23 protein-coding genes, 4 tRNA genes and 1 riboswitch are annotated in these 22,704 nt (G+C 59.8%); of the genes, 18 read left to right on the forward strand and 9 right to left on the reverse strand.

What is annotated here, in order from left to right; translation table 11 throughout:
• Positions 1–755 (reverse strand): IS4 family transposase (locus BFP92_RS30125; protein WP_139114028.1); only part of this gene is annotated, 755 nt, incomplete at its 3' end.
• Between the two features lie 149 nt (positions 756–904).
• Positions 905–3,511, reverse strand: coding sequence for an AAA family ATPase (locus BFP92_RS03200; protein ID WP_065911729.1), 2,607 nt, complete (start codon positions 3,509–3,511; stop codon positions 905–907).
• 246 nt (positions 3,512–3,757) lie between these two features.
• On the opposite strand from BFP92_RS03200, the gene BFP92_RS03205 reads away from it, so the two are divergent.
• Both BFP92_RS03205 and BFP92_RS03210 read left to right on the forward strand, forming a co-directional pair.
• On the forward strand, positions 3,758–3,991 hold the full coding sequence (locus BFP92_RS03205) for a hypothetical protein (RefSeq protein ID WP_065911730.1): 234 nt from the start codon (positions 3,758–3,760) through the stop codon (positions 3,989–3,991).
• A gap of 75 nt (positions 3,992–4,066) precedes the next feature.
• Positions 4,067–4,366: a 7(1) septoil knot domain-containing protein gene (locus BFP92_RS03210; protein WP_017136894.1), complete on the forward strand. Its 300-nt coding sequence runs from the start codon at positions 4,067–4,069 to the stop codon at positions 4,364–4,366.
• A 37-nt stretch (positions 4,367–4,403) separates the two neighbouring features.
• Here BFP92_RS03210 and BFP92_RS03215 read toward each other — a convergent pair whose 3' ends face one another.
• Positions 4,404–4,643: a DUF6124 family protein gene (locus tag BFP92_RS03215; RefSeq protein WP_017136895.1), complete on the reverse strand. Its 240-nt coding sequence runs from the start codon at positions 4,641–4,643 to the stop codon at positions 4,404–4,406.
• Between the two features lie 544 nt (positions 4,644–5,187).
• A complete protein-coding gene (locus tag BFP92_RS03220; protein ID WP_065911731.1) occupies positions 5,188–5,793 on the reverse strand; it encodes a hypothetical protein in 606 nt (201 codons plus the stop codon).
• Positions 5,794–5,920: 127 nt separating this feature from the next.
• On the opposite strand from BFP92_RS03220, the gene BFP92_RS03225 reads away from it, so the two are divergent.
• The 5 genes from BFP92_RS03225 to BFP92_RS03245 all read left to right on the forward strand — a co-directional run bounded on the left by BFP92_RS03225 (position 5,921) and on the right by BFP92_RS03245 (position 9,056).
• Positions 5,921–6,490 (forward strand): nucleotidyltransferase family protein, encoded by a 570-nt coding sequence (locus BFP92_RS03225; RefSeq protein WP_056861216.1) that lies wholly within the window; start codon positions 5,921–5,923, stop codon positions 6,488–6,490.
• A 58-nt stretch (positions 6,491–6,548) separates the two neighbouring features.
• Entirely contained in the window at positions 6,549–6,989 is a 441-nt protein-coding gene (locus BFP92_RS03230; RefSeq protein WP_065911733.1) for a tryptophan-rich sensory protein TspO, read from the forward strand.
• The gene (locus BFP92_RS03235; RefSeq protein ID WP_065911735.1) at positions 6,989–7,933 is read left to right on the forward strand and encodes an alpha/beta hydrolase; all 945 of its coding nucleotides are present in this window, start codon (positions 6,989–6,991) and stop codon (positions 7,931–7,933) included. The genes BFP92_RS03230 and BFP92_RS03235 overlap by 1 nt, the downstream gene beginning before the upstream one ends.
• A gap of 65 nt (positions 7,934–7,998) precedes the next feature.
• On the forward strand, positions 7,999–8,538 hold the full coding sequence (locus BFP92_RS03240) for a hypothetical protein (protein WP_065911739.1): 540 nt from the start codon (positions 7,999–8,001) through the stop codon (positions 8,536–8,538).
• A gap of 20 nt (positions 8,539–8,558) precedes the next feature.
• Positions 8,559–9,056 (forward strand): GNAT family N-acetyltransferase, encoded by a 498-nt coding sequence (locus BFP92_RS03245; RefSeq protein ID WP_065911740.1) that lies wholly within the window; start codon positions 8,559–8,561, stop codon positions 9,054–9,056.
• Positions 9,057–9,245: 189 nt separating this feature from the next.
• Here BFP92_RS03245 and BFP92_RS03250 read toward each other — a convergent pair whose 3' ends face one another.
• From BFP92_RS03250 to BFP92_RS03260, 3 genes are read right to left on the reverse strand one after another with little or no spacing between them, the layout of a single operon-like run.
• Complete coding sequence (locus tag BFP92_RS03250; protein ID WP_065911742.1) at positions 9,246–10,010, reverse strand: ABC transporter ATP-binding protein; 765 nt, start codon at positions 10,008–10,010, stop codon at positions 9,246–9,248.
• Positions 10,007–11,011: a FecCD family ABC transporter permease gene (locus BFP92_RS03255; protein ID WP_065911745.1), complete on the reverse strand. Its 1,005-nt coding sequence runs from the start codon at positions 11,009–11,011 to the stop codon at positions 10,007–10,009. The genes BFP92_RS03250 and BFP92_RS03255 overlap by 4 nt, the downstream gene beginning before the upstream one ends.
• Positions 11,008–12,018: an ABC transporter substrate-binding protein gene (locus tag BFP92_RS03260; protein ID WP_065911747.1), complete on the reverse strand. Its 1,011-nt coding sequence runs from the start codon at positions 12,016–12,018 to the stop codon at positions 11,008–11,010. The genes BFP92_RS03255 and BFP92_RS03260 overlap by 4 nt, the downstream gene beginning before the upstream one ends.
• 114 nt (positions 12,019–12,132) lie before the next feature.
• A riboswitch (cobalamin riboswitch) is annotated at positions 12,133–12,327 on the reverse strand.
• Positions 12,328–12,647: 320 nt separating this feature from the next.
• Between BFP92_RS03260 and BFP92_RS03270 the strand changes: the two genes are divergently transcribed.
• A complete protein-coding gene (locus BFP92_RS03270; RefSeq protein ID WP_065911750.1) occupies positions 12,648–13,277 on the forward strand; it encodes a hypothetical protein in 630 nt (209 codons plus the stop codon).
• A gap of 114 nt (positions 13,278–13,391) precedes the next feature.
• Here the strand turns inward: BFP92_RS03270 and BFP92_RS03275 are convergent, their stop codons facing one another.
• Both BFP92_RS03275 and BFP92_RS03280 read right to left on the reverse strand, forming a co-directional pair.
• Entirely contained in the window at positions 13,392–13,601 is a 210-nt protein-coding gene (locus BFP92_RS03275) for a hypothetical protein (protein WP_065911752.1), read from the reverse strand.
• A gap of 101 nt (positions 13,602–13,702) precedes the next feature.
• The gene (locus BFP92_RS03280) at positions 13,703–14,899 is read right to left on the reverse strand and encodes an amino acid aminotransferase (protein WP_017138725.1); all 1,197 of its coding nucleotides are present in this window, start codon (positions 14,897–14,899) and stop codon (positions 13,703–13,705) included.
• A gap of 343 nt (positions 14,900–15,242) precedes the next feature.
• On the opposite strand from BFP92_RS03280, the gene uvrB reads away from it, so the two are divergent.
• From uvrB to BFP92_RS03330, 10 genes are all read left to right on the forward strand, one after another.
• Positions 15,243–17,258: an excinuclease ABC subunit UvrB gene (gene uvrB / locus BFP92_RS03285; RefSeq protein ID WP_056861227.1), complete on the forward strand. Its 2,016-nt coding sequence runs from the start codon at positions 15,243–15,245 to the stop codon at positions 17,256–17,258.
• A gap of 199 nt (positions 17,259–17,457) precedes the next feature.
• On the forward strand, positions 17,458–18,939 hold the full coding sequence (gltX, locus tag BFP92_RS03290) for a glutamate--tRNA ligase (RefSeq protein WP_065911753.1): 1,482 nt from the start codon (positions 17,458–17,460) through the stop codon (positions 18,937–18,939).
• A 147-nt stretch (positions 18,940–19,086) separates the two neighbouring features.
• Positions 19,087–19,162 (forward strand) — tRNA-Ala (locus BFP92_RS03295).
• A gap of 78 nt (positions 19,163–19,240) precedes the next feature.
• Positions 19,241–19,316 (forward strand) — tRNA-Glu (locus BFP92_RS03300).
• 50 nt (positions 19,317–19,366) lie between these two features.
• Positions 19,367–19,442, forward strand: a tRNA-Ala gene (locus BFP92_RS03305).
• A gap of 80 nt (positions 19,443–19,522) precedes the next feature.
• Positions 19,523–19,598, forward strand: a tRNA-Glu gene (locus BFP92_RS03310).
• A gap of 183 nt (positions 19,599–19,781) precedes the next feature.
• Positions 19,782–20,321, forward strand: coding sequence for a TetR/AcrR family transcriptional regulator (locus tag BFP92_RS03315; RefSeq protein ID WP_065911754.1), 540 nt, complete (start codon positions 19,782–19,784; stop codon positions 20,319–20,321).
• Between the two features lie 14 nt (positions 20,322–20,335).
• Positions 20,336–21,169 (forward strand): alpha/beta fold hydrolase, encoded by an 834-nt coding sequence (locus BFP92_RS03320; RefSeq protein WP_065911756.1) that lies wholly within the window; start codon positions 20,336–20,338, stop codon positions 21,167–21,169.
• 37 nt (positions 21,170–21,206) lie between these two features.
• Positions 21,207–21,641 (forward strand): acyl-CoA thioesterase, encoded by a 435-nt coding sequence (locus BFP92_RS03325; RefSeq protein ID WP_065911758.1) that lies wholly within the window; start codon positions 21,207–21,209, stop codon positions 21,639–21,641.
• Between the two features lie 55 nt (positions 21,642–21,696).
• Positions 21,697–22,656, forward strand: coding sequence for a tRNA dihydrouridine synthase (locus BFP92_RS03330; RefSeq protein ID WP_065911760.1), 960 nt, complete (start codon positions 21,697–21,699; stop codon positions 22,654–22,656).
• The last annotated feature ends 48 nt before the right edge of the window (positions 22,657–22,704 follow it).

Here is a 22,704-nt window from a genome sequence, read left to right on the forward strand (position 1 = left end):
CGGCTGAGCTTACTTTTGGCGATTGAGCCGGTAACTCGTTGATGCTTGCGGCCCTTGGCTGAATGTCGCACGCAGTACAAATCGATCAAGTGCGGAGCGCTACGTGTCATCTCGACCCGGCCAATCGACTTGGGTGACGAGGTGGCCAACGCATACAAGTTTTTCACGGGCAGCCACTCATTTTCGTCACCACGATATAGCTCACGATTTCGTATGCGAGCCACGTAGTACCAGCCCTGCGCAGCCACTGCTTTCATCCATGGTCGCCGGAAACCTGCATCAGTAACCATCACTGGAACACATCCATCGGGCAGTAGTTCAGCCAGTGTTTTGAGCAGGCGGTTTTGATATTTGGGGCAACCCTCGCGCTCATGAACACTTTCATAAATTGGAAATGAGCGCCCCGCCAGCGGTATCGCGGCTCTCAACAAAAAAGCATTACCGGGAGCATCAATTCGTGACCAGTCAACCAAGATTAATGGGTGCTTCACCGACCCCAGCAATGCCCGCAGGATCACCCAGTAGAACAGCGGGCGCTCTGCTCTGAGGTGTTGATTGCCCAGCAACCGATCGACCCGCTTGATTGCATGTTTGGGGTACGCCTGACCTGGCATAAAACGTCCGAGTGCTGTCAGCGTCAGGCGGCGGCCTTGCAGTAACGAACTGACACAACTCATCAGTGTTGTCAGGCGACGAGAATGGATTGAAGGCAGTGCTTGAGCGAGCGCTCTGTGTAAAAATCGGATGGCTTGCATGGGTCGGGGATCTTGTTTTTGTGTGGTGCAAACCAAGTTGCCGACTCATGCAGGCTTCTTCAATAATTCCAACTTCTTGATTTTTCGTAAGAAAAATCGGGGATTCCTCAGGTTCTGCCCCCTATTTTCCGGATGTCTAGCAATGTGCGTCAGGTCACTCGCTTCGAGTAGGCCTCTATCCAGTCCGCAAGTGACCGCATATCGGTTTCGAGTTGAGCAAGTTCGGGAGGGACTGCTGGGAGATCGTCAGCCTGAGAATGCTCATACACAGAGTATCGTGTCATCAAGTCGTCAATCAGATCACAATCTTCCTGAGTAATGTTGCTTAGCTGCCTCAGTAGCCCTTTGGTCATCACTTCCCTGCGGAATCGCAGCACGACGCTGTTAAGCATCACCACCTCAACAGTGCGCTCCACGATGATTCGGAAGTCACTGCAAACACTCTTGGCCATGAGGTCGTAGCTTTCAGCATCGCCTTCTGCCTGGTGCTTCTTGAGTCGGGCTAAGCTCTCATTCAGAAGCTTGTTGATGGCCGGCTTTGGTTTCGAGTCTCGAACACTTTGTCCGGTCAGAATGCCGGATGTTTTGTCGAGACGTCGCAGCGTCTGAACGTCAAAGGCGATGTCCGGGGTATCTGGATGCTCCTTCACTTTCTTTACTGCAGACTCCAGAAGTGTCACCAGCGACAGCCTGTGGGTGAAGATGATGACTTGGCGGGTCTGCGCTAAATCTACGAGTCGCGCGACAACCCGCTCTTCAAAATCTTGATCGAGAGAGGAAATCGGGTCGTCGAAAATGAACGGGGCTACTTGATTTGAACCAGTAATATCAGCTAGAAATGCAGCCAAGGCGACAATTCTTGTCTCACCCTCACTGAGAATTTGTTCCGGCGGGCGGGTTCCTTTCGCGCCAACGAGCGTCAGTCCGAATGTTGTCCTGCCTTTACCGACGGTTTTGCTTTGAGGGGCTACAGGCAACCTCGAGCCACCTAGTAGCTTAAGTTCGGCGGCGAAGCGAGTTTGATATCCCGCCTCCACCTCGGATTTCGCCAATTCGTTGTTCTTGATCGTGAGCGTGTTGGTTGCAGCAAGCCGTATGGCTTTCCCGTACTGGTCGACAGCCAACAACCTGTCGCGTTCGGCCAGGACTGCTGGTTTGTTTTGCGACAGCCACTGCAGGGCCTTCAGCTTACGGAGTCGCGCCTCCATTTGCTGCCGTTTGCCATCTTGAGAGAGCTCGGTCAGCGACTTTTCTTCGCCGCCTAACTGCTCGGTTACTTCTGCCAGTGCCTGATCTACCAGTGACCAGTCAAATAGGGCAACATTTTCGATTTGTTCAGCGGTCTCGAGATCGGAGCGTCTTTTCACCAAGATTTTATGCAGATCGATGGCCTGCTGTTGATCCAGTTTTATCAGGGCCGTATGGGCTAGCCAGTCCTCTTCTTTCGGCGATTGGGGTAAGGCGAGGACAAAACTCTTATGTTTGTCTTCTGCTTGTTTTGCGCCTAGCTCCAAACCTTCGGTGACAAACTGCTCAAAGTGGCTCAATCGATGGCTAGCGTCCTCATTGAGCTCTTGCTGGCAAAGCACACACCTTGCTTGCTCACCCACAACAGGAAATGGTTGACCAGGGTAAGCATGATTTTGAGAGAACAATCGAGCTTGAACCCATAACTGTTGCCACGCCGCTTCGCCGACTCCTTCGAGTGGAGTTTCGGAGAAGAGTTGTTGAGCAAATTTCTGAGCGGCTTGCCGCTTTTCCTTTGCATCAGCGTTGGCACTTACAATGATCTGTGCTGTTTCGTTGGAGAGTTTTTCCTTGAGTTGGCTCATAGCTAGCCGAACTGTGGCCAACCCCTGCTTTTCTTTCATGATTGAGGCCAGTCGCCCCGCCACGTCCTTCTGGGCCAGTGCACCTTCTGTGACAATCCGCTCAGCGTCGTGCTCTGGAGTGTATGTACAGAATTTGTCGATAGCAGCCGTATTCGTTGCAGGTTTAATACTCGTAAGCCACTTACGTTCCTCAGTGGCTTCCAAGTCCGTTGGGAATTGTGGCAATACGCTCAGCAAAGCATTCTTCGATGCAGTGAGGTGCTGGCTAACTTTGTCTGACACGGCGATCAATGACGCCACGAATTTCATTTGGCTGGGCTCGTAGCTGGCCTCGTTTTTGCCCATGTATTGGGCAGCCGTTCTGGAGTCAAATATCTGGGCGTGACGAAGTAAAGGATCTGCCCCCTGATTAAGCGTCCATTCAATTGTTCCTTTTTTTTGTCCTGCCGAGACTTGGAAATTAGCCCTGCAGACCTCAGGTTCTTCAATGAAGACATTAGGGTGAATTTCGTCCTTCGACCTTGAGCCACATGCCTGTTTAAGGAGGCGTGCGTATCCGCTTTTTCCTGAACCATTTTGACCGTAGAACACCGTGATGTTGCCTGGGCCAAGAGGGAGTGCTGCGCCTGATTTGATCGCATTCAACCCGTGAACTTCTGAGATCCCTTCTATGCGGATGGCGGGACGGCTGGCAGCAAGTGCCAACGAGCCTGGCGATACGATACCGAAGCCTGGATCCTCTTCCTTCTTAGATTCGACCATGCAAAGCCGGGAAAGCTCTTTGATCTTTTCGTCTGTTGGGGGCTTCTTGGTATCGATTAAATTCTTGGCAGCTGTCTGTAACCACCGGCTTCTTTCGCCGAGCCAAGTTTCAAAATCGTCGACAATGGGAGCGTCTAGCCCATTCAAGTCTGGTACAACCATTGTTATCTCTCCTTGAAAACACCGCGGACGACCGAGTATAGGTCAATAGTGGCAAATTGCTTTCGGTGCGGTTTTAGCGAAACCCCTAAGCGTCCTCCCCTCATAGTAGGAAAGGGAACAGACTTACTTATTGGTTGGGGCGACTGCTTCTGGCCGAAAGCACCCCCTTTCCACGCCAACCGGTCTACCATGGCATCCCCCGGCAGTGGTCCATGCGCTCCCGATCATTTTTATCAAGGTATCGCCATGTCCATCGACCAAATCTCCCTTCCCAAAGGCGTCGGCCCTCACGCCACCAAGCTTCTTGACGCAATCACCGGCGCTTCGACCCATGAAGAACTCAACCGCGCTGGCGGCAAAGCCGAAGGGTTTGTGTTGGGGCTGGAGGCCGCCAAAGCCATCAAAAGCCAGATCGCCGAATCCTTGTATGTGGCTTACGACGATGCGGCGAGTAACCGCGCGCGTGAGTTGAAGGGTTAAGAACCCGGCACTACAGGAAGTTGTGCGCGCAGGGCGTTAGACTGGGCGCCTTTTATTGCTCAGGATGAGGCTGTCATGTTTAAAGTTGCTCTCGCGTCGCTGCTGCTGGCGTGTGCCTTCGGCGCTCAAGCGGATACGACGGTTGATGTGTCGAAGATTTACGGCAATATCAAGTTCGTCAGTAGCTTCCCGGATTATAAGGTCAAGGTGGTAAACAGTTTCCCTGACCTTAAGGTAAAACAGGTGAGCAGTTTTCCCGATTCGGCCGGCAAGTGGAAAACAGTCGAGAGCTTCCCTGACTACAAGATCCAGATTGTTGACTCCTTTCCTGACTTCACCATTCAGTACGTTGATTCGTTCCCTGGGGTTAATTGAGGGCAGCGCCATCAGCGGCGCTGCCGTGGGCTGTTTATCAGCCAGGGCAAGGTGCTTCACGGTCGAGCAATTTGGCCGTGAGCAGCACGCCCAGTTCGCTTAGTTGGTGAATGGCGAGGGCGACGTCGCGGTGTTTGCCGCACAGGTCTTCGGACAGGTCGAGCAGCAGTGTGCTGACGCTGGTGAAGGTTTCGTAGCTGTTGGTGATGAGGGTTTCGGTGTTGGCGTCGGGGACGACGGTGAAGAGGGTGGTTGAGTCAGTTTTTGCTTGAGTCATAACGATATCCTGGTTTTGGCCGCCATCTTTTCGCTACTAAACGAAAAAGGTGGCAGCTGTGCGCAGGTTAGTAGACCGGTGGATATCAAAGCCGGCGCGCCCGAGGACGCCCTACGCACAGCCACCATCAAGCACAGACGCAATGTCTGATTGATGAAGCTCATGCACTTTTCAATACCCAACTCAGGCTACTAAACCCGATCACTGAACATTCAGCGACCGAGCCACCTTAGAGACGGCCACCTCAGCGCACAAGCCGGCGGATTCTGACGCACGCGTAGGCAATGGAGCAAGGTGCTGAGGGCCTGTTCACAGTTCGCTGTGGTTAGGAAACTCCCTTGTGGCGAGCAGGCTTGCCCTGCGTTGGGCTGCGCAGCGGCCCCGAATTCAGGCGGCCGGGTTTCCCTCTTGGACCGAGGTGGCTGGGTTGGGAGCGCTGCGCACTCCAGCGCAGGGCAAGCCTGCTCGCCACAACAAGCCTGCTCGCCACAACAAGCCTGCTTGCCACAACGAACCCGCTTTCCACCACAATACTGCTTTCCACTTAGAACGCCTGGTTCACCCCAACCCCACGCATGATCGAAAACCGTGGGTCGATCAGCTTCAACCTTTGCTCACCCTTCAAGCGGCCCACCACCACGGTGTAGGTCTTGGGCACTTCGGAGAGGTTTTCCGGGTTACGGGCCAGTTTTTCAATCGCCGGGGTGTTGGCCCAGTCGGCGATGGTTTTCTGGCGGATGTCCACGGTCACTACCCAGGATTTATCCACGGCGGCGCCCATCGGGTTGGCGTTGGCGGCGATGTTCTGAATCTTGGCGATTTCATAGCCCTGGGCGTAGCAGAACCCGGACTCTTGCTGCACATAGGCAGCGCGGCCGTTGTCGGTAAGGCTGTAGGTGTTGTCGCTTTTGGCCAGCAGGCCGGCGTCGGTCAGGGCGTCGAAGGCGGGCTGGTTGGCGCTGGAGGTGCCGGTCATGACGCTGTCACTCAGGGTCACCGGGAAGCGGTTGAACATCGCCGCCCTGACGCAGGACGGACCTTCGAGCTTGGGTTGCAGCGCGGCTTGAATATCGGCGTCCGACGGGCTGTCGCTGCAGGCGGTGAGCAGCAGGGCGCTGGCGGTGATGAGGGCTATTTCTCTGATTCGCATCGTTTTATCCTTGACGATGGGGGGCGGGCGGGCAAAGTGTATAGAAACATTGCTGTCACGAAACCCTCCCCGCCGTCGTGTAGGGTCGGTGGCTTGAACCGCGCTGAATACACAAGGAATGCCCACCATGACATTGACCGTCAAAACCCTGCTCGACCTGGCCATGGCCAACCCCATCAACGCCGAAATCACCGCACGCCTGCCCGACCTTGGTGTGGCGCAGTGCATGCTCACGGCGGGCTGCCTGTTCCAGGCCGTTTGGAACCATCAGTCAAACTTGCCTGCGGCGCATAACGTAAAGGACTACGACGTCTTTTACTTCGACACGGACTTGTCCTACGAAGCTGAGGACAAAGTGATCCGCGCCGCCGCGCGGTTGTTTGAGGATTTGGGCGTTAACGTCGAGGTCAAGAACCAGGCGCGGGTACACCTTTGGTACGGCGAGCGCTTTGGTCGGCCTTACCCGCAGCTGCACTCGGCTAAACAGGGCGTGGACCGTTACCTGGTGGCCGGCACGTGCATCGGGCTGGAGATCGACACCGGCGAAGTGTACGCGCCCTATGGGTTGGCGGATGTGGAGCAGGGCGTGTTGCGCATTAACCCGCAGCACCGCGAGCCTGAGTTGTTCGCCGCCAAAGCCAGGAGTTATCAGGCGCGCTGGCCTTGGCTCACGATCGTTTCGCCGGATGATTTGTGAACTTTTACCGGTTGCCCATACGTCCTATCTTCAAATGAACCCCGAGAGTGGATAGCTCATGATCTTTCTGATTTTCCTCATCGCCTGCGGCGCCGCCGCCAGTACCGGCATCATTTTCAAGCCCGGCCAGTGGTACGAAACCCTGGTCAAACCCAGCTTCACCCCGCCCAATTGGTTGTTTCCGGTGGCCTGGACGGTCATCTACCTGCTGCTCGCGTGGGCGGGCTATCGCCTGACGATGATGCCCGGCAGCCAATTGGCCCTGGGCCTGTGGGCGGCGCAGATTGCGCTGAACACGCTGTGGACGCCGGTATTTTTTGGGGCTCACAACCTCTTCGCCGGGATGGTGGTGATCGTGCTGCTGTGGCTGGTGGTGGCGGCGTTGGTGGTGATGGCGTTGCGGCTGGACTTGATCACCGGCTTGATCCTGTTCCCTTACCTGGCGTGGCTGAGTGTGGCGGCGGCGTTGAATTTCTCGATCTTGCGTAATAACCGCTGATGGCTCACACACTTTGGCCCGCGAGCGAGGCTGAGCTGGCGCAGATGCGCCGGTTCAATAAAAAGCTCGCCTGGCTGCCGCGTTTTAAAATCCGCAACCGCGTCACGCCGCGTTTGATTCAGGCGTTGCTGCGAGTCAGTCAAAAGCTCAAGCAAGCGCCTGCGGCTCAAACCCGCCGAGTGGCAGGCGTGCCCGTGCGCATCCTGCGGCCCGAGGGGCAAACCCAAGGCGTGGTGCTGGATATCCACGGCGGCGGCTGGGTGATCGGCAATGCGCAAATGGACGACGACCTCAACCTGGGCATGGTGCAGGCGTGCGGCGTGGCGGTGGTGTCGGTGGACTATCGATTGGCGGTGCACACGCCGGTTGAAGGGCTGATGGAGGACTGCCTGAATGCCGCGCGCTGGCTGCTCGGCAGTGAGGAGTTTGCCGATTTGCCGGTGTTTGTCGTGGGTGAGTCGGCCGGTGGGCATCTGGCGGCCGCAACGCTGCTGGCGCTCAAGCAATGGCCTGAATTGCTCAAGCGTGTGAGCGGTGCGGTGTTGTACTACGGCGTATATGACTTGAGCGGCACACCGAGCGTGCGCACGGCGGGGCCGCAGACGTTGTTGCTGGACGGGCCGGGCATGGTCGACGCGCTGCGCCTGCTCACGCCGGGCTTGAGTGATGAAGAACGTCGGCAGCCGCCGTTGTCGCCGTTGTATGGCGACTTCACAGGGCTGCCGCCCGCGTTGATGTTTGTGGGTGAGTTGGACCCGTTGCTGGATGACACGCTACAGATGGCCGAACGCTGGGGCGCAGCCGCGCAGGTTGAGGCGCACTTGTTGCCGGAATCTGCCCATGGGTTTATTCATTTTCCGGTGGCGATGGCGGATGGCGTACTTGCTTACAGCCGGCGGTGGATATCGGCGAGAATCCAGGCGGTGCACGCTTGTAGTGATTAGCCATTCACCTGCACCCCGCGTAACCTCTGACACCCTGATTTCCAGATTCCCGCAAGGACGCACACGTGACCCTTTCCCATGCAGTTGCAGGGCTATCGGCATTTTTGCTGGTGGCAGGTGTTCAAGCCGCCGAATACCATTTCTCGTTTGATGTGCCCTACGGGCAGTACGAGCGGCAATTCAAGATGAAGACCCCAGGTGACGGCTCGTTGAGCTGCACGGTGATGATCGAGAAAGAGTACCGGGGCGAGAAGTGGGTGCCGGCAGTGATTCTGGCGGCCGCCGAAGACGATGCCGAGGACGACACGCTGTTTCTGTCCAGTTCGACTGAGCCCAACGGCGGGCCGCGTACGTTTCACCTTCGCACGTTCAACCAGGCGAAGCCGATCATCGACAAGGCGCTGTGGGAGGCTCCGGATGAGAAGGGCGTGTATAAGATGGCCGTGTCCTGGTATGCCAATGGCGCCATCGGTTATCAGTACGGTGTCTATGCGAGTTGGCAAGAGAAGCAGTTTGTCGAGAAGCCAGGCTTTGCCACGCGCCATGTCAGCATCCATGCGTCGGGCGTGAAGGGCACTGCTTTTTGCTATGTGCACGCCAAATGACACTGAGCGATGGAGGTGGTATGACACACAGCCCGACCCTTCGGACGGTCACGGCCGCCGACCTCCCGCAAGTGCTGGCCTTTGTGCTGCAGGCCCGTGCCGAGCTTTTCCCCAAGCTCAGCGCCACTGGCCTGCCGGATGACCTGGCGCGATTTGAGGCCGTTTACCTTGAGGGTGACGGCCAGTTTCTGCTGGTCTGTGTGGGCGCTCAAATCGTGGCTGCCGTCGGCTATCTGCCGTACGACGGGCGCTTCCCGCAGTTGAACTACCAGGGTCGCAAGGTCGTCGAGGTGGTGCGCCTGTTCGTGCTGCCGGCGTTTCGCCGTTTTGGTTTGGCGGGGAGGTTGTATCGCGCATTGGAGGCTAAGGCACAGGCGGATGGGGTGGAGGTGGTTTACCTGCATACCCATCCGTTTTTGCCGGGAGCGATTGATTTTTGGCGGCGGCAGGGGTTTGAGGTGATCGACGTCGAAGCCGACCCGGTGTGGCAGACCACGCATATGCAGCAGGCTCTATAGATCAAGGTGGGAGCTGGCTTGAACCGGTTAGAAGTCTGTCGCAAGCCTGCTCGCCACAGGAGAAATGGGACGCCTCTAAAGTTGTGTAGATAACTATGCTGCGATAGCGGTGTGTCAGCCCCGGCTATGGCACTGATCCGCCGCCATCGCAGGCAAGCCAGCTCCCACCTTTGCACGGTGAGCAGTCCATTAAATGGGGCGCAACCGCAGGATTTGTGCGCCGTCGAACGGGTCCGTGAGGTAATGCGCCTGTACCCCGAATGTCTCCTGTAGCCGCTGCGGCGTCAGCACCTCCAGCGGTTTGCCCAGCGCCACCAGGCGCCCGCGATCCAGTACCGCCAAACGATCACAGGTCAGCGCCTGGTTCAGGTCATGCAACGCAATCAAGGTGGTCACCGGCAGTGCTTGCACGCCTTTTAAAATCGCCAATTGATGCTGGATATCCAGGTGGTTGGTCGGTTCATCCAGCAACAAAATCTGCGGTCGTTGCGCCAACGCTCGGGCGATGTGCACGCGTTGGCGCTCGCCGCCGGAGAGGCTGCGCCAGGCGCGTTGGCTCAGGTGGGTGGCGTCCACGTCGTGCAGCGCCTGGCGCACGATGGCATCGTCTGCGTCAGACCAGGGGCTCAGCGCCGACAGCCAGGGTGTGCGGCCCAGTGCCACGGCGTCGAATACGCGGATGGCATCGTCGGTATCAGCCTGCTGCTCCACCACCGCGAGGTTTTGCGCAACAAGGCGGCGGGACAGCTTGGTCAGGCGCTGACCGCCCAGCCACACTTCGCCGGACGCGGGCACGCGCAAACCGGCAAGCAATTTGAGCAGGGTGGATTTACCCGAGCCGTTCGGCCCGACAACGCCCAAGGTTTCCCCTTGCTGAACCTCCAGGTGGATATCGCGCAGCAACTCGGCGTCGCGTACCTTGAAGCCCAGGCCGGTACAACTGAGTACGGTCATCGCGCATTTCTCCGGCCAATCAGGATCAGCGCAAACACCGGCGCGCCGACCAGTGCCGTGACCACGCCGACCGGAATCACCTGGCCCTTGATCAGCGTGCGCGACAGCACATCCGCGGCGATCAAGAACAACGCGCCGCCCAGCGCACTGGCCGGCAGCAAGCGTGAATGCCCGGTGCCCAGCAGCAGGCGCACGGCGTGGGGAATCACCAGCCCGACAAAACCGATGGAGCCGACAATCGACACCATCACCGCCGTCACCAGCGCGGCGCAACCGACCAGCACAAACTGCACGCGCCGCACCGCAATACCCAGCGAGGCGGCCGAGTCGGTGCCGAAGGTAAACGCATCCAGCGCACGCCGATGCCACACACACACGGCCAGGCCGGCGACCGCCACCGGCACTGCCAGCCACACCGACGGCCAACGCACGCCGCTGAGGTTGCCCAGCAGCCAGAACATGATGCCGCGCGCCTGTTCGGAACTGGCGGACTTGGTGATCAGGAACGCGGTGAGGGCATTGAACAGCTGCGAACCGGCGATGCCGGCGAGGATGATCTGGCCGGTGCCGCTGGCTGAGCCGCTGGCCCTTGCCAATAGAATCACTAAAGCAAATGCCGCCATGGCGCCGACAAACGCGCCCGCCGACAGCGAAATCAGCCCGCCGCCCACGCCCATCAATGCCACCAACACTGCGCCGGTCGAGGCGCCTGCGCTGATGCCCAGCAGGTATGGATCGGCCAATGGGTTGCGCAGTAACGACTGCAGGATCACCCCGCAGGTTGCCAGCCCCGCGCCACAGGCGGCGGCGACCAGGGCGCGGGTCAGACGGTAGTTCCACACCACGCCTTCGTCGATCGGGTCGAGCACGTAACCGGCGGCCCAGAGTTTGTTGGCCAGCACTTGCAAGACCACTTGCGGTTCGATGGCGGTTTCGCCGATGGCGGTGCCGGCGAGCACGGCCATCAGCAACACGGTGAGGGCGAGTAGGGTGCGCATCATTTCGGCAGGTCGTAGCCGTCGATGGCGCCGGCCAGTTGTTCCAGGCCGTCGAACATGCGCAGGCTGGCCTGCAGCGCCAGGGCGTCAATAATGATGATGCGGTTGTTTTTCACCGCGTCCATGTTGCGGGTGACCGGGTCGCTGCGCAGGAAGGCGAGTTTCTTTTCATGGTCGTCGGCGGGGTAGCGGCGGCGGTCCATACGGGCGATCACCAGGAAGGTCGGGTTGGCCTTGGCGATGGTTTCCCAGCCGACGGCGGGCCATTCTTCATCCGACTGCACCACGTTGTGCAGGCCGAGGGTTTGCAGCATGAATTCGGGAATGCCCTTGTGGCCGGCTACATACGGGTCGGCAGCCATCTCACTGCTGGAGAACCACACCAGCGCGCTGGCGTGCTTGAGGCCTTTGCCTTGCGCAGTGGCGACCGACTTGGCCAGGCGTGCCTTGAGTGCGTCGTTCAACTGTTGGCCACGGGCTTGCACGTCGAAGATCTCGGCCAACTGGCTGATGCTTTTATAGATCGTGTCAATGCGGAACGGCTCCAGCCGCGTGCCGTCAGCGCCCACCAGGTTGTCCTTGCCTTCGCAGTCGGAGGGCAGCACGTAGGTGGGAATCTTCAGTTCATGGAATTGCTCGCGAGTGCCGACCACGCCTTGGGGGCCGACCACCCATTCCAGCTCGGCGGCCACCAGTTGCGGGCGTTTGGCGATCACGGCTTCGAAGCTCGGCTCGTTGTCGGCCAGGCGCTCGATCTTGTCGTTCTGCGCCTTGAACTGCGGCAATACGCTGTTGAACCACAGCGAAGTGCCGACCACTTTATCCCCTACGCCCAGCGCGTAAAGCATCTCGGTGGCGGCCTGGCCGATGCTCACGCTGCGTGCCGGGGCCTGTTGGAAGGTGACACTGCTGCCGCAGTTTTCGACCGTCAGCGGGTAGTGAGTCGGCGTGGCGTGGGCCAGGGCACAAACGCCCAGGCCGGTGATCAGGGCGCAAACGCGTAGCAGCATGGGGCAATCTCCGAGTGAACCGTACGGGAAACAGGGCAGGTACGGCTCGGAAACACACCTTTGAACGCTGCAGGTTTGCAGGGCGCGGATGTCCTTCCCGGACACCCCGCCGGTTGGTGATAACGCTTTGCCGGCAGGTCTCCTGACTGATGCGTCGTCGCCTCGCTCCGGCCTTCCCGAGCATGGCTCAGTGGCAGTGGGGAGCAGGCTCGGCACCTACAGTTGCGGGGGCAGTTTCGATTGGCGCGATGGGCTGCGCTTCGAATTCCCTATTAGTCCCGTTTGGGAACCGGCGCGGTATGGTAGTCCATCTTGGGTGCTGGGTGCAGGTACAATCCGGACCTGTCCATAACCACCCCAAGGAAGGCCATGCTGCCAAGGCGGGCACCGTGGGGGTGAGGTACCAGTCGCCGGACTTTTGGAGCCTGCTCTCCACGGACGGTGCCGACGGTGTGATGTTGTCGGCGATGGTCGAGGTGACGGCAGATGGGCACCGGCTGCTTAGCCGGATGCTGCATTGATGCGCCGTACCGCCCGGCGAAAGTTCGGGCGATGGGCTGACACTGGGTGATGGCTCAATGATATTATCTGCCGCGCCCTTTCGATTCGCCTTAGTTCATGGAGAACTTATGCCTTTTCGCAACGTCCTCGCCTTGACCCTGCTATGCACCCTGTTACTGCTGGGTGGTTGCGCCCCGTCAGTGTCGTTACCCCCATCTGCTGCGCCAGTGCCGCTTGAACCCCTAGGCCAGGTTTTGCCCTCCAACCCTTCACGGGTGGGCTGGATCGACCAGATCATCGCTCAAGACCCCGTCGTGATTTCGTCGCACAAGCCCGTCCTTCAACCGGCTTCGGATAACGACGCGCGCATTGCCAAGTTGCGTAAACAAGACGGCGGTGTGCTGCCCGAGGGCTATTGGGCGCTCTACAAGCAAAACCTGGAAGCGATGCAGTACGACTTGAACCACCAGCATGACGCGGCCCGTGCCGAGTACGTAAACACCTACCGCGATGAGTTGAGCCGCCTGAGCGACGTGACACTTCAAACCATGGCCACCGCGCCCCAGGCGTTGGATGCCCACACCCGCCGCCAGTTAAGCGCACGCCTGAGTGATCGCACCGCGGCTTATATCATGACCAGCAATCAGTCGTTCCGGGCGGCCACGGACGCCCACATCAATCGCATGGCCTTGATGGATCGCCAATACGATGTCTGCGCACGCCGGCCGGACTGCTGGGATGCGCCAGTCAAGCGCTAGCCTCGATAGGTCATACACAGGAAGCAAGTGGGTAACGTGACGGTCGATTAATCGATAAGCACCGCAAATCAAAGGTGGGAGCAGGCAAGCCAGCTCCCACCTTTTGATTCGTGCTCAGCCGCCGAATTGCAGGGTGCCCATGGCGAGCTTGGCCATTATCGCCGTGGCGCCCAGCTGCACCAACCACAGCGCCAACCCACCCAGAAACACACCCAGTGCCACTTGCAGCACCAGACTTTTCTGGCGCTTTGCTTGCGGCGGGCGCGGTGCGTAGTCATGCAGTTCGTCGCGGTCGGCGCGCAGGTCCAGGTCGTCGTTTCTCATAGGGCTCTCACAGCAAAGGGGCGATCAGGGTTCAGTCTAGTGGCTTGGCCAACAAAAAGGGGGAAGCCATTGGCTTCCCCCTTCGTATGGCGCTGGCCGGGTTATAGAACCTGAACAATCGCTTTTGTTACCGCACCAATGTTCGACTGGTTCAACGCGGCCACGCAGATACGGCCGGTGTCGAGCGCGTAGATGCCAAACTCGGTGCGCAGGCGGGTGACTTGCTCAACGGTCAGGCCGGAGTAGGAGAACATCCCACGCTGGCGGCCGACGAAGCTGAAGTCGTGGCCCGGTGCAGCCTTGGCCAGTTCGGCGACCATCTGCTCGCGCATGCCGCGGATGCGCAGGCGCATTTCGGCCAGTTCCGCTTCCCATTGGGCGCGCAGCTCAGGGTTGTTCAGCACGGCCGCCACGATCGCCGCGCCGTGGGTCGGCGGGTTGGAGTAGTTGGTGCGGATAACGCGCTTGACCTGGGACAGGATGCGCGCGCTTTCTTCCTTGGATTCGCTGACGATCGACAGCGCGCCCACGCGTTCGCCGTACAGCGAGAACGACTTGGAGAACGAGCTGGAAACAAAGAAGGTCAGGCCCGATTCAGCGAACAGGCGCACGGCCGCGGCGTCTTCGTGGATGCCGTCGCCAAAGCCCTGGTAGGCCATGTCGAGGAACGGCACCAGGTTCTTGGCCTTGATCACGTCCAGCACGTTTTGCCAGTCGGCCGGGCTCAGGTCGACACCGGTGGGGTTGTGGCAGCAGGCGTGCAGCACCACGATGGACTGCGGCGGCAGGGCGTTGAGGTCTTCGAGCAGGCCGGCACGGTTGACGTCGTGGGTGGCGGCGTCGTAGTAGCGGTAGGTCTGCACCGGGAAGCCGGCTTTTTCGAACAGCGCCTGGTGGTTTTCCCAGCTCGGGTCGCTGATTGCGACGACGGCGTTGGGCAGCAGTTGCTTGAGGAAGTCCGCGCCGATTTTAAGCGCGCCGGTGCCGCCGACCGCTTGGGCGGTGATCACGCGGCCGGCGCTCAGCAGTGGCGACTCAGCGCCGAACAGCAGCTTTTGCACGGCCTGGTCGTACGCCACGATACCGTCGATCGGCAGGTAGCCACGGGCGGCGTGTTGCGCCACACGAATGGCTTCCGCTTCGGCAACGGCACGCAAGAGTGGAATCTTCCCCTCCTCGTTGCAGTAAACGCCCACGCCAAGGTTGACCTTGGTGGTTCGTGTGTCGGCGTTGAATGCTTCGTTGAGGCCCAGGATTGGATCGCGTGGTGCCATTTCGACAGCGGAGAACAGGCTCATTTTTGCGGCAGCTCTATGGGGGATAGGAGGGACGTGTCGCGCTCCAGCCGAATGCACTAGAGCGGTGCACAAACGGGGAGCTAGTATAGAGGCCATCCAGGCTCAGGGCGACAGCCGAAACGGCTTTTCGGCCAAGTTTTTCGGTTTATTTGCCCACCGTTAGTCTTATTGCACAATTGATCATCGACGGCTGGTAGGACGATTGCCTTGAAACCCGTCACATTCGCCACCACTTCTACAGCTATCATGGTTTTTTCCTGCAGCCTGCGAAGACTTTTCGCGGGGTGCTGAGCTATTTCGTCCCTGGCGGTGTTGAGTCTGGGGTGACTTCACGAGGTACGTTATGTCGGATTTCCAGCTCGTCACCCGTTTTGAACCCGCGGGCGATCAACCCGAAGCCATTCGCCAGATGGTCGAAGGCATCGAAGCCGGCCTGGCGCACCAGACGCTGCTCGGGGTGACCGGTTCAGGCAAGACCTTCAGCATCGCCAACGTGATCGCGCAGATCAACCGCCCGACCCTGGTGCTGGCGCCGAACAAAACCCTGGCCGCGCAGTTGTACGGTGAGTTCAAGGCGTTCTTCCCGAACAACGCGGTGGAGTACTTCGTTTCTTACTACGACTACTACCAGCCCGAAGCCTATGTGCCGTCGTCCGACACCTTTATCGAGAAGGATGCGTCGATCAACGACCATATCGAGCAGATGCGGTTGTCGGCGACCAAGGCGTTGCTGGAGCGCAAGGACGCGATCATCGTCACCACGGTGTCGTGCATCTACGGCCTGGGCAGCCCGGAAACCTATTTAAAGATGGTGCTGCACGTCGACCGCGGCGACAAACTCGACCAGCGCGAGCTGCTGCGCCGCCTGACGAGCCTGCAGTACACCCGCAACGACATGGATTTTGCCCGTGCCACCTTCCGTGTGCGGGGCGATGTGATCGACATTTACCCGGCCGAATCGGACCTCGAAGCGATCCGTATCGAACTGTTCGACGATGAGGTCGAGAGCCTCTCGGCCTTCGACCCGTTGACCGGCGAGGTGATCCGCAAACTGCCGCGCTTCACCTTCTATCCGAAAAGCCACTACGTGACGCCGCGTGAAACCCTGATGGGGGCGATCGAGGGCATCAAGGCCGAACTGGTCGAGCGCCTGGAGTACCTGCGCGCCAACAACAAGCTGGTAGAAGCTCAACGCCTGGAGCAGCGCACCCGGTTTGACCTGGAGATGATCCTGGAGCTGGGCTATTGCAACGGCATCGAAAACTACTCGCGTTACCTCTCGGGCCGCGAATCCGGGGCGCCGCCGCCGACCCTTTACGACTACTTGCCGGACGATGCGCTGCTGGTGATCGACGAATCCCACGTCAGCGTGCCGCAGGTCGGCGCCATGTATAAGGGCGACCGTTCGCGTAAAGAGACGCTGGTGGAGTATGGTTTCCGCCTGCCGTCGGCGCTGGATAACCGGCCGATGCGTTTTGACGAGTGGGAAGCCATCAGCCCGCAGACCATTTTCGTGTCTGCCACGCCAGGCAACTACGAAGCCGAGCATGCCGGCCGTGTGATTGAGCAGCTCGTGCGCCCGACCGGCCTGGTGGACCCGCAAATCGAGATCCGCCCGGCGCTGACCCAGGTGGATGACTTGCTCTCGGAAATCACCAAGCGCGTGGCCCTGGAAGAGCGTGTGCTGGTCACCACGCTGACCAAGCGCATGTCCGAAGACTTGACCGATTACCTGGCGGACCACGGCGTGCGTGTGCGTTATTTGCACTCGGACATCGACACCGTGGAGCGCGTGGAGATCATCCGCGACCTGCGCCTGGGTGTGTTTGATGTGCTGGTGGGGATCAACCTGCTGCGCGAAGGCCTGGACATGCCGGAGGTTTCGCTGGTGGCGATTCTGGATGCGGACAAGGAAGGCTTCCTGCGTTCCGAGCGCTCGTTGATCCAGACCATTGGCCGGGCGGCGCGTAACCTCAATGGTCGGGCGATTCTGTATGCCGACCGCATCACCGGCTCCATGGAGCGGGCGATTGGCGAGACCGAGCGCCGTCGCGACAAGCAGATCGCTTTCAACCTGGAGCATGGCATTACCCCGAAGGGCGTGTTCAAGGACGTTGCCGACATCATGGAAGGCGCCACCGTGCCGGGCTCGCGCAGCAAGAAGCGCAAGGGCATGGCCAAGGCGGCCGAAGAGAGCGCCAAGTACGAGAACGAACTGCGCTCGCCGAGTGAGATCACCAAACGGATTCGGCAGTTGGAAGAGAAGATGTACCAACTGGCACGGGATCTGGAGTTTGAGGCGGCGGCGCAGACGCGCGATGAGATTGGCAAGTTGCGTGAGCGCCTGTTGGCTGTTTGATTTGTAGAGGCTGTGATGGCCTCTTCGCGAGCAAGCCCGCTCCCACAGTTGACCCCATTCTCATAGGGGGGCTCGGTCGAATGTGGGAGCGGGCTTGCTCGCGAATGCGGGCACCGCGGTCTGCCAGAACCCCCCACGCTGGTGTTACCATTCGCCCCTTGTTTCAATTTTCAGTTTTATCGCCCATTCGAGACCTGCCATGACCACCGTCCGCACGCGCATTGCGCCATCGCCTACTGGGGATCCCCACGTCGGTACTGCCTACATCGCCTTGTTCAATTACTGCTTTGCCAAGCAGCACGGCGGTGAATTCATCCTGCGGATCGAAGACACCGACCAGGTGCGCTCCACCCGTGAGTCGGAGCAGCAGATTTTCGATGCCTTGCGCTGGTTGGGCATTACCTGGGCCGAAGGCCCGGACGTTGGCGGCCCGCACGGCCCGTATCGCCAGAGCGAGCGCAGCGACATTTACAAGCAGTACACCCAGCAACTGGTCGACATGGGCCACGCCTTCCCGTGCTTTTGCACCGCCGAAGAACTCGACCAGATGCGCGCCGAGCAGCAGGCCCGTGGCGAAACCCCGCGCTACGACGGCCGCGCACTGCTGCTGTCCAAGGAAGAAGTGGCCCAGCGCCTGGCCGCCGGCGAGCCGCATGTGATCCGCATGAAAGTGCCGAGCGAAGGCGTGTGCGTGGTGCCGGACATGCTGCGTGGTGATGTCGAGATCCCGTGGGACCGCATGGACATGCAAGTGCTGATGAAGACCGACGGCTTGCCGACGTACTTCCTGGCCAACGTGGTCGACGACCACCTGATGGGCATCACCCACGTGCTGCGCGGCGAAGAATGGCTGCCATCGGCGCCAAAACTGATTCTGCTGTACGAATACTTCGGCTGGGAGCAGCCACAGCTGTGCTACATGCCGCTGCTGCGTAACCCGGACAAGAGCAAGCTGTCCAAGCGCAAGAATCCGACGTCGGTGACGTTCTACGAGCGCATGGGCTTTATGCCCGAGGCGATGCTCAACTACCTGGGCCGCATGGGCTGGTCGATGCCGGACGAGCGCGAGAAGTTCTCGCTGCAGGAAATGGTCGATAACTTTGATTTGTCGCGCGTGTCCCTCGGCGGGCCGATCTTCGACATCGAGAAGCTGTCGTGGCTCAACGGCCAGTGGCTGCGTGACTTGCCGGTGGACGAGTTCGCCAGCCGCGTGCAGCAGTGGGCGCTGAACCCCGAGTACATGATGAAGATCGCGCCGCTGGTGCAGGGCAGGGTAGAGACGTTCAGCCAGGTCGCACCATTGGCCGGCTTCTTCTTCGCCGGTGGCGTGAACCCGGATGCCAAGCTGTTTGAGTCCAAGAAGCTTTCCGGCGATCAGGTTCGCCAGTTGATGCAGTTGATCCTGTGGAAGCTCGAAAGCCTGCGTCAGTGGGAGAAAGAGGCGATCACCGCGACGATCCAGGCAGTGGTGGAATCGCTGGAACTGAAATTGCGCGATGCCATGCCGCTGATGTTTGCTGCGATCACCGGGCAGGCCAGTTCGGTGTCGGTGCTCGATGCGATGGAAATTCTCGGCCCGGACCTCACGCGTTTCCGTCTGCGCCAAGCCCTTGATTTGCTTGGGGGTGTGTCGAAGAAAGAAAACAAAGAGTGGGAAAAGCTGCTGGGCGCTATCGCTTAAGCAGCCTGTTGTTACGACGAAACCCCGGTTTTCCGGGGTTTCGCCGGTAAGTGATTGTTATCCCGGCAAAAAAGTTTGGAAATTGTTGAAAATAAATTTGACACACTTCCAAACCGCCATTAAGATTCGCCCCGTCCTCACCGATGAGGGGCTATAGCTCAGCTGGGAGAGCGCTTGCATGGCATGCAAGAGGTCAACGGTTCGATCCCGTTTAGCTCCACCAATTTACAGGTTCAAGGTCTGGCCACACCGTCCTTGAATTGATCAGAACTCAGCTCTGATCGGTTGTACAGAAGGTTTTGTCCCCTTCGTCTAGTGGCCTAGGACACCGCCCTTTCACGGCGGTAACAGGGGTTCGAGTCCCCTAGGGGACGCCAGTTTCAACAAGCAGTTCGAAAGGTCTGCTGCGTCGCGAGACGAAAAATCCGGGGCTATAGCTCAGCTGGGAGAGCGCTTGCATGGCATGCAAGAGGTCAACGGTTCGATCCCGTTTAGCTCCACCAATTTTACAGGTTCAAGGTTCCGGCCACACCGTCCTTGAATCGATCAGTTCTCAGCGCTGATCAGTGTATAGAAGGTTTGTGTCCCCTTCGTCTAGTGGCCTAGGACACCGCCCTTTCACGGCGGTAACAGGGGTTCGAGTCCCCTAGGGGACGCCACGATTACCCGCTCTGCGGGATTTTTAAGGGTCATTCAATTATTGAATGGCCCTTTTGTTTGTCTGGCGTTTGGCCAATCCTCTCCTCAATACCCTTTATTCTGTCCTGACCAGCGGTCATGCCTGTCGCTTGCTAAATATTATTATGGTAATAATATTCAACCCATGAGAGACGGAGGCTTCGATGAGCGATAAAAAAGCGCAAACCCGCGAACGCATTTTGCAGGCTGCCAGCGCGGCGTTGATCCAGCGTGGCCCGGCCGAACCGAGTGTCGGTGAAGTCATGGGCGCCGCCGGGCTGACCGTCGGCGGTTTCTACGCGCACTTTGAAAGCAAGGACGCACTGATGCTGGAGGCCTTCACCCAGTTGCTGGCTCGGCGACGTGCGTCGATCGACGACATGGATGCGCAATTGACCGGTGAGGAGCGCAGAAGCCTGGTGGCGGCGTTCTACCTGTCGCGCAAGCACCGCGACTCCACCGACCACGCCTGCCCGATCCCGGCCACTGTCGGCGAGATGAGCCGTCTGCCGGATGAGTTTCGCCTGGCGCTCAACGAGCACACCGAGTTGATGGCCGCCCAGTTGGCTGCCGGCCCCGAAGACACCGACAAGGCCTTGGCCGACATGGCCTTGATGATCGGCGGCCTGGCCCTGGCCCGTGCGCTTGGCCCGGGTGAGTTGTCCGATCGCGTGTTGCGCGCTGCCAAGTCGGCGGTGCGTTAAAAAGGAGTCGTGTGATGGGCGCATTCACCTGGATTCGAGGTTTCCATGGCACCGTCGGCCGCCTCGCGCCGCACACGGTGGCCAGCAAGTTGCGCCGCACCTTCATGACGCCGCGCAACCTGCCGCCGCGAGATTGGGAGCTGCCGCTGCTGGCGCAATCGGAGCGCATCACCTTGCGTTTCGGCTTGTCGGCGTTGCGCTGGGGTCAAGGGCCTGCGGTATTGCTGATGCACGGCTGGGAAGGGCGCCCTACGCAGTTTGCCAGCCTGATCACCGCCCTGGTGGCTGACGGTTATTCAGTGATTGCCCTGGACGGCCCGGCCCATGGTCGCTCGCCGGGGCGTGAAGCGCATGTGTTGCTGTTTGCCCGCGCCCTGCTCGATGCTGCCGCTGAATTGCCGCCGCTGCATGCGGTGGTCGGGCATTCCATGGGCGGCGCCAGTGCGATGCTGGCGGTGCAATTGGGGTTGCGCACGGAAGCACTGGTAAGCATTGCCGCGCCCTCGCGTTTCCTGGATGTGCTGCGTGGTTTTACCCGCATGATGGGCTTGCCGCCGCGTGCGCGCTCGGCGTTTATCCAGGAGGTCGAACAGACTTTCGGCATGCCGCTCAAGCACCTGGATGTGGCCCACTACCAGATGAACCTGCCGGGGTTGATCGTGCACGCTGAAGACGACACCTTTGTTCCGGTCAAAGCCTCGCAAGCCATCCATGAGGCATGGTTCGACAGCCGCCTGCTGCGCCTGGAGCAGGGCGGCCACCAGCGCGTGCTGGCCGACCCCCGGGTGATCGAGGCCGTGTTGACGCTGCTGGCCGGCCGTCGTTCACAGGAGCGGCAAACCGCCTGATACACTGCCCGGCGACATTCATCGACTGGAGCAAGGCATGGGCTGGGATCTGGCAGCGCCGTTTATCATCGACCTGCAGGTCGCCGCTGAAGATATCGACGGTCTTGGGCACGCCAATAATGCGGTGTACGTGTCCTGGCTGGAGCGTTGTGCGTGGCGCCACTCCCAGCGCCTGGGGCTGGACCTCACTGAGTATCGGCGGCTGGACCGCGCCATGGCCGTGGTGCGCCATGAGATCGACTACCTGGCGGCCGGCTACGAAGGTGACGAGCTGCAATTGGCCACCTGGATCGTCGACTGGGACCAGCGCCTGAAGATGACCCGGCGTTTCCAGCTGGTGCGCCCCGGTGATGGCGTGACCCTGCTGCGTGCGCAAACCACTTTTGTGTGCATCGAGCTGTCCAGCGGCAAACCCAAGCGCATGCCCGCCGAGTTTCTTGACGGCTATGGCCCGGCCCTGACAGGGGGTTAACGGTTACTGCGGGAAACCCAGTAAACTGCGCCACGATTTTTGTTGAGTGTTTCCCATGCAAATTGCTTTGGCGCCCATGGAGGGGTTGGTCGACAACATCCTGCGGGACGTGTTGACCCGCGTGGGCGGTATTGACTGGTGCGTGACCGAGTTCATTCGCGTCAACGACCGCCTGCTCACACCGGCCTATTTCCACAAGCTTGCCCCCGAGCTGCTGCACGGTGCCCACACCGCAGCGGGCGTGCCATTGCGTGTGCAGTTGCTGGGTTCGGACCCGGTGTGCCTGGCGGAAAACGCTGCGTTGGCGTGTGAGCTGGGTTCGCAGGTCATCGATCTGAACTTCGGCTGCCCGGCCAAGACGGTCAACAAATCCCGTGGTGGTGCGGTTTTGCTCAAGGAGCCTGAGCTGCTCAACCAGATCGTCGAGCACGTGCGCCGCGCCGTGCCGGCGCATATCCCGGTCACTGCGAAGATGCGCCTGGGCTTCGACAGCCCCGACGGCGCGCTGGTGTGCGCCACGGCCCTGGCCGAAGGCGGTGCTGCGCACATCGTGGTGCATGCGCGCACCAAGACCGATGGCTACAAACCGCCGGCCCACTGGGAGTGGATCCCGCGGGTGCAGGACGTGGTCAAGGTGCCGGTGTTTGCCAATGGCGATATCTGGAGCGTCGAAGACTGGAAGCGCTGTCGCGAAGTCAGCGGCGCCGAAGACATCATGCTCGGCCGTGGCCTGGTGGCCCGTCCGGACCTGGCGCGGCAGATTGTGGCGGCGAAAGCCGGTGAAGAGGTGGTGGAAATGACCTGGGCGCACATGCAGCCGATGCTCCACGAGTTCTGGCGCCAATCGATGGCGCAACTCACCGAAAAGCAGGCGCCGGGCCGTTTGAAGCAATGGCTGGCGATGCTGACGCGCAACTATCCTGAAGCGGTCGAGCTGTTTACCGCGCTGCGCCGTGAAACCGGGCTGGAGCAGGTCAGTCGCTTATTGGGTATGAAGCATCCCGACCCTGCGTAGTGCAGTGATCACAGCAGTCTTTGTTGCAAAAATGCTCCGTATTGAAAG

Source organism: Pseudomonas sp. 58 R 3 (assembly GCF_900006605.1).
Lineage (GTDB): Bacteria > Pseudomonadota > Gammaproteobacteria > Pseudomonadales > Pseudomonadaceae > Aquipseudomonas > Aquipseudomonas salomonii.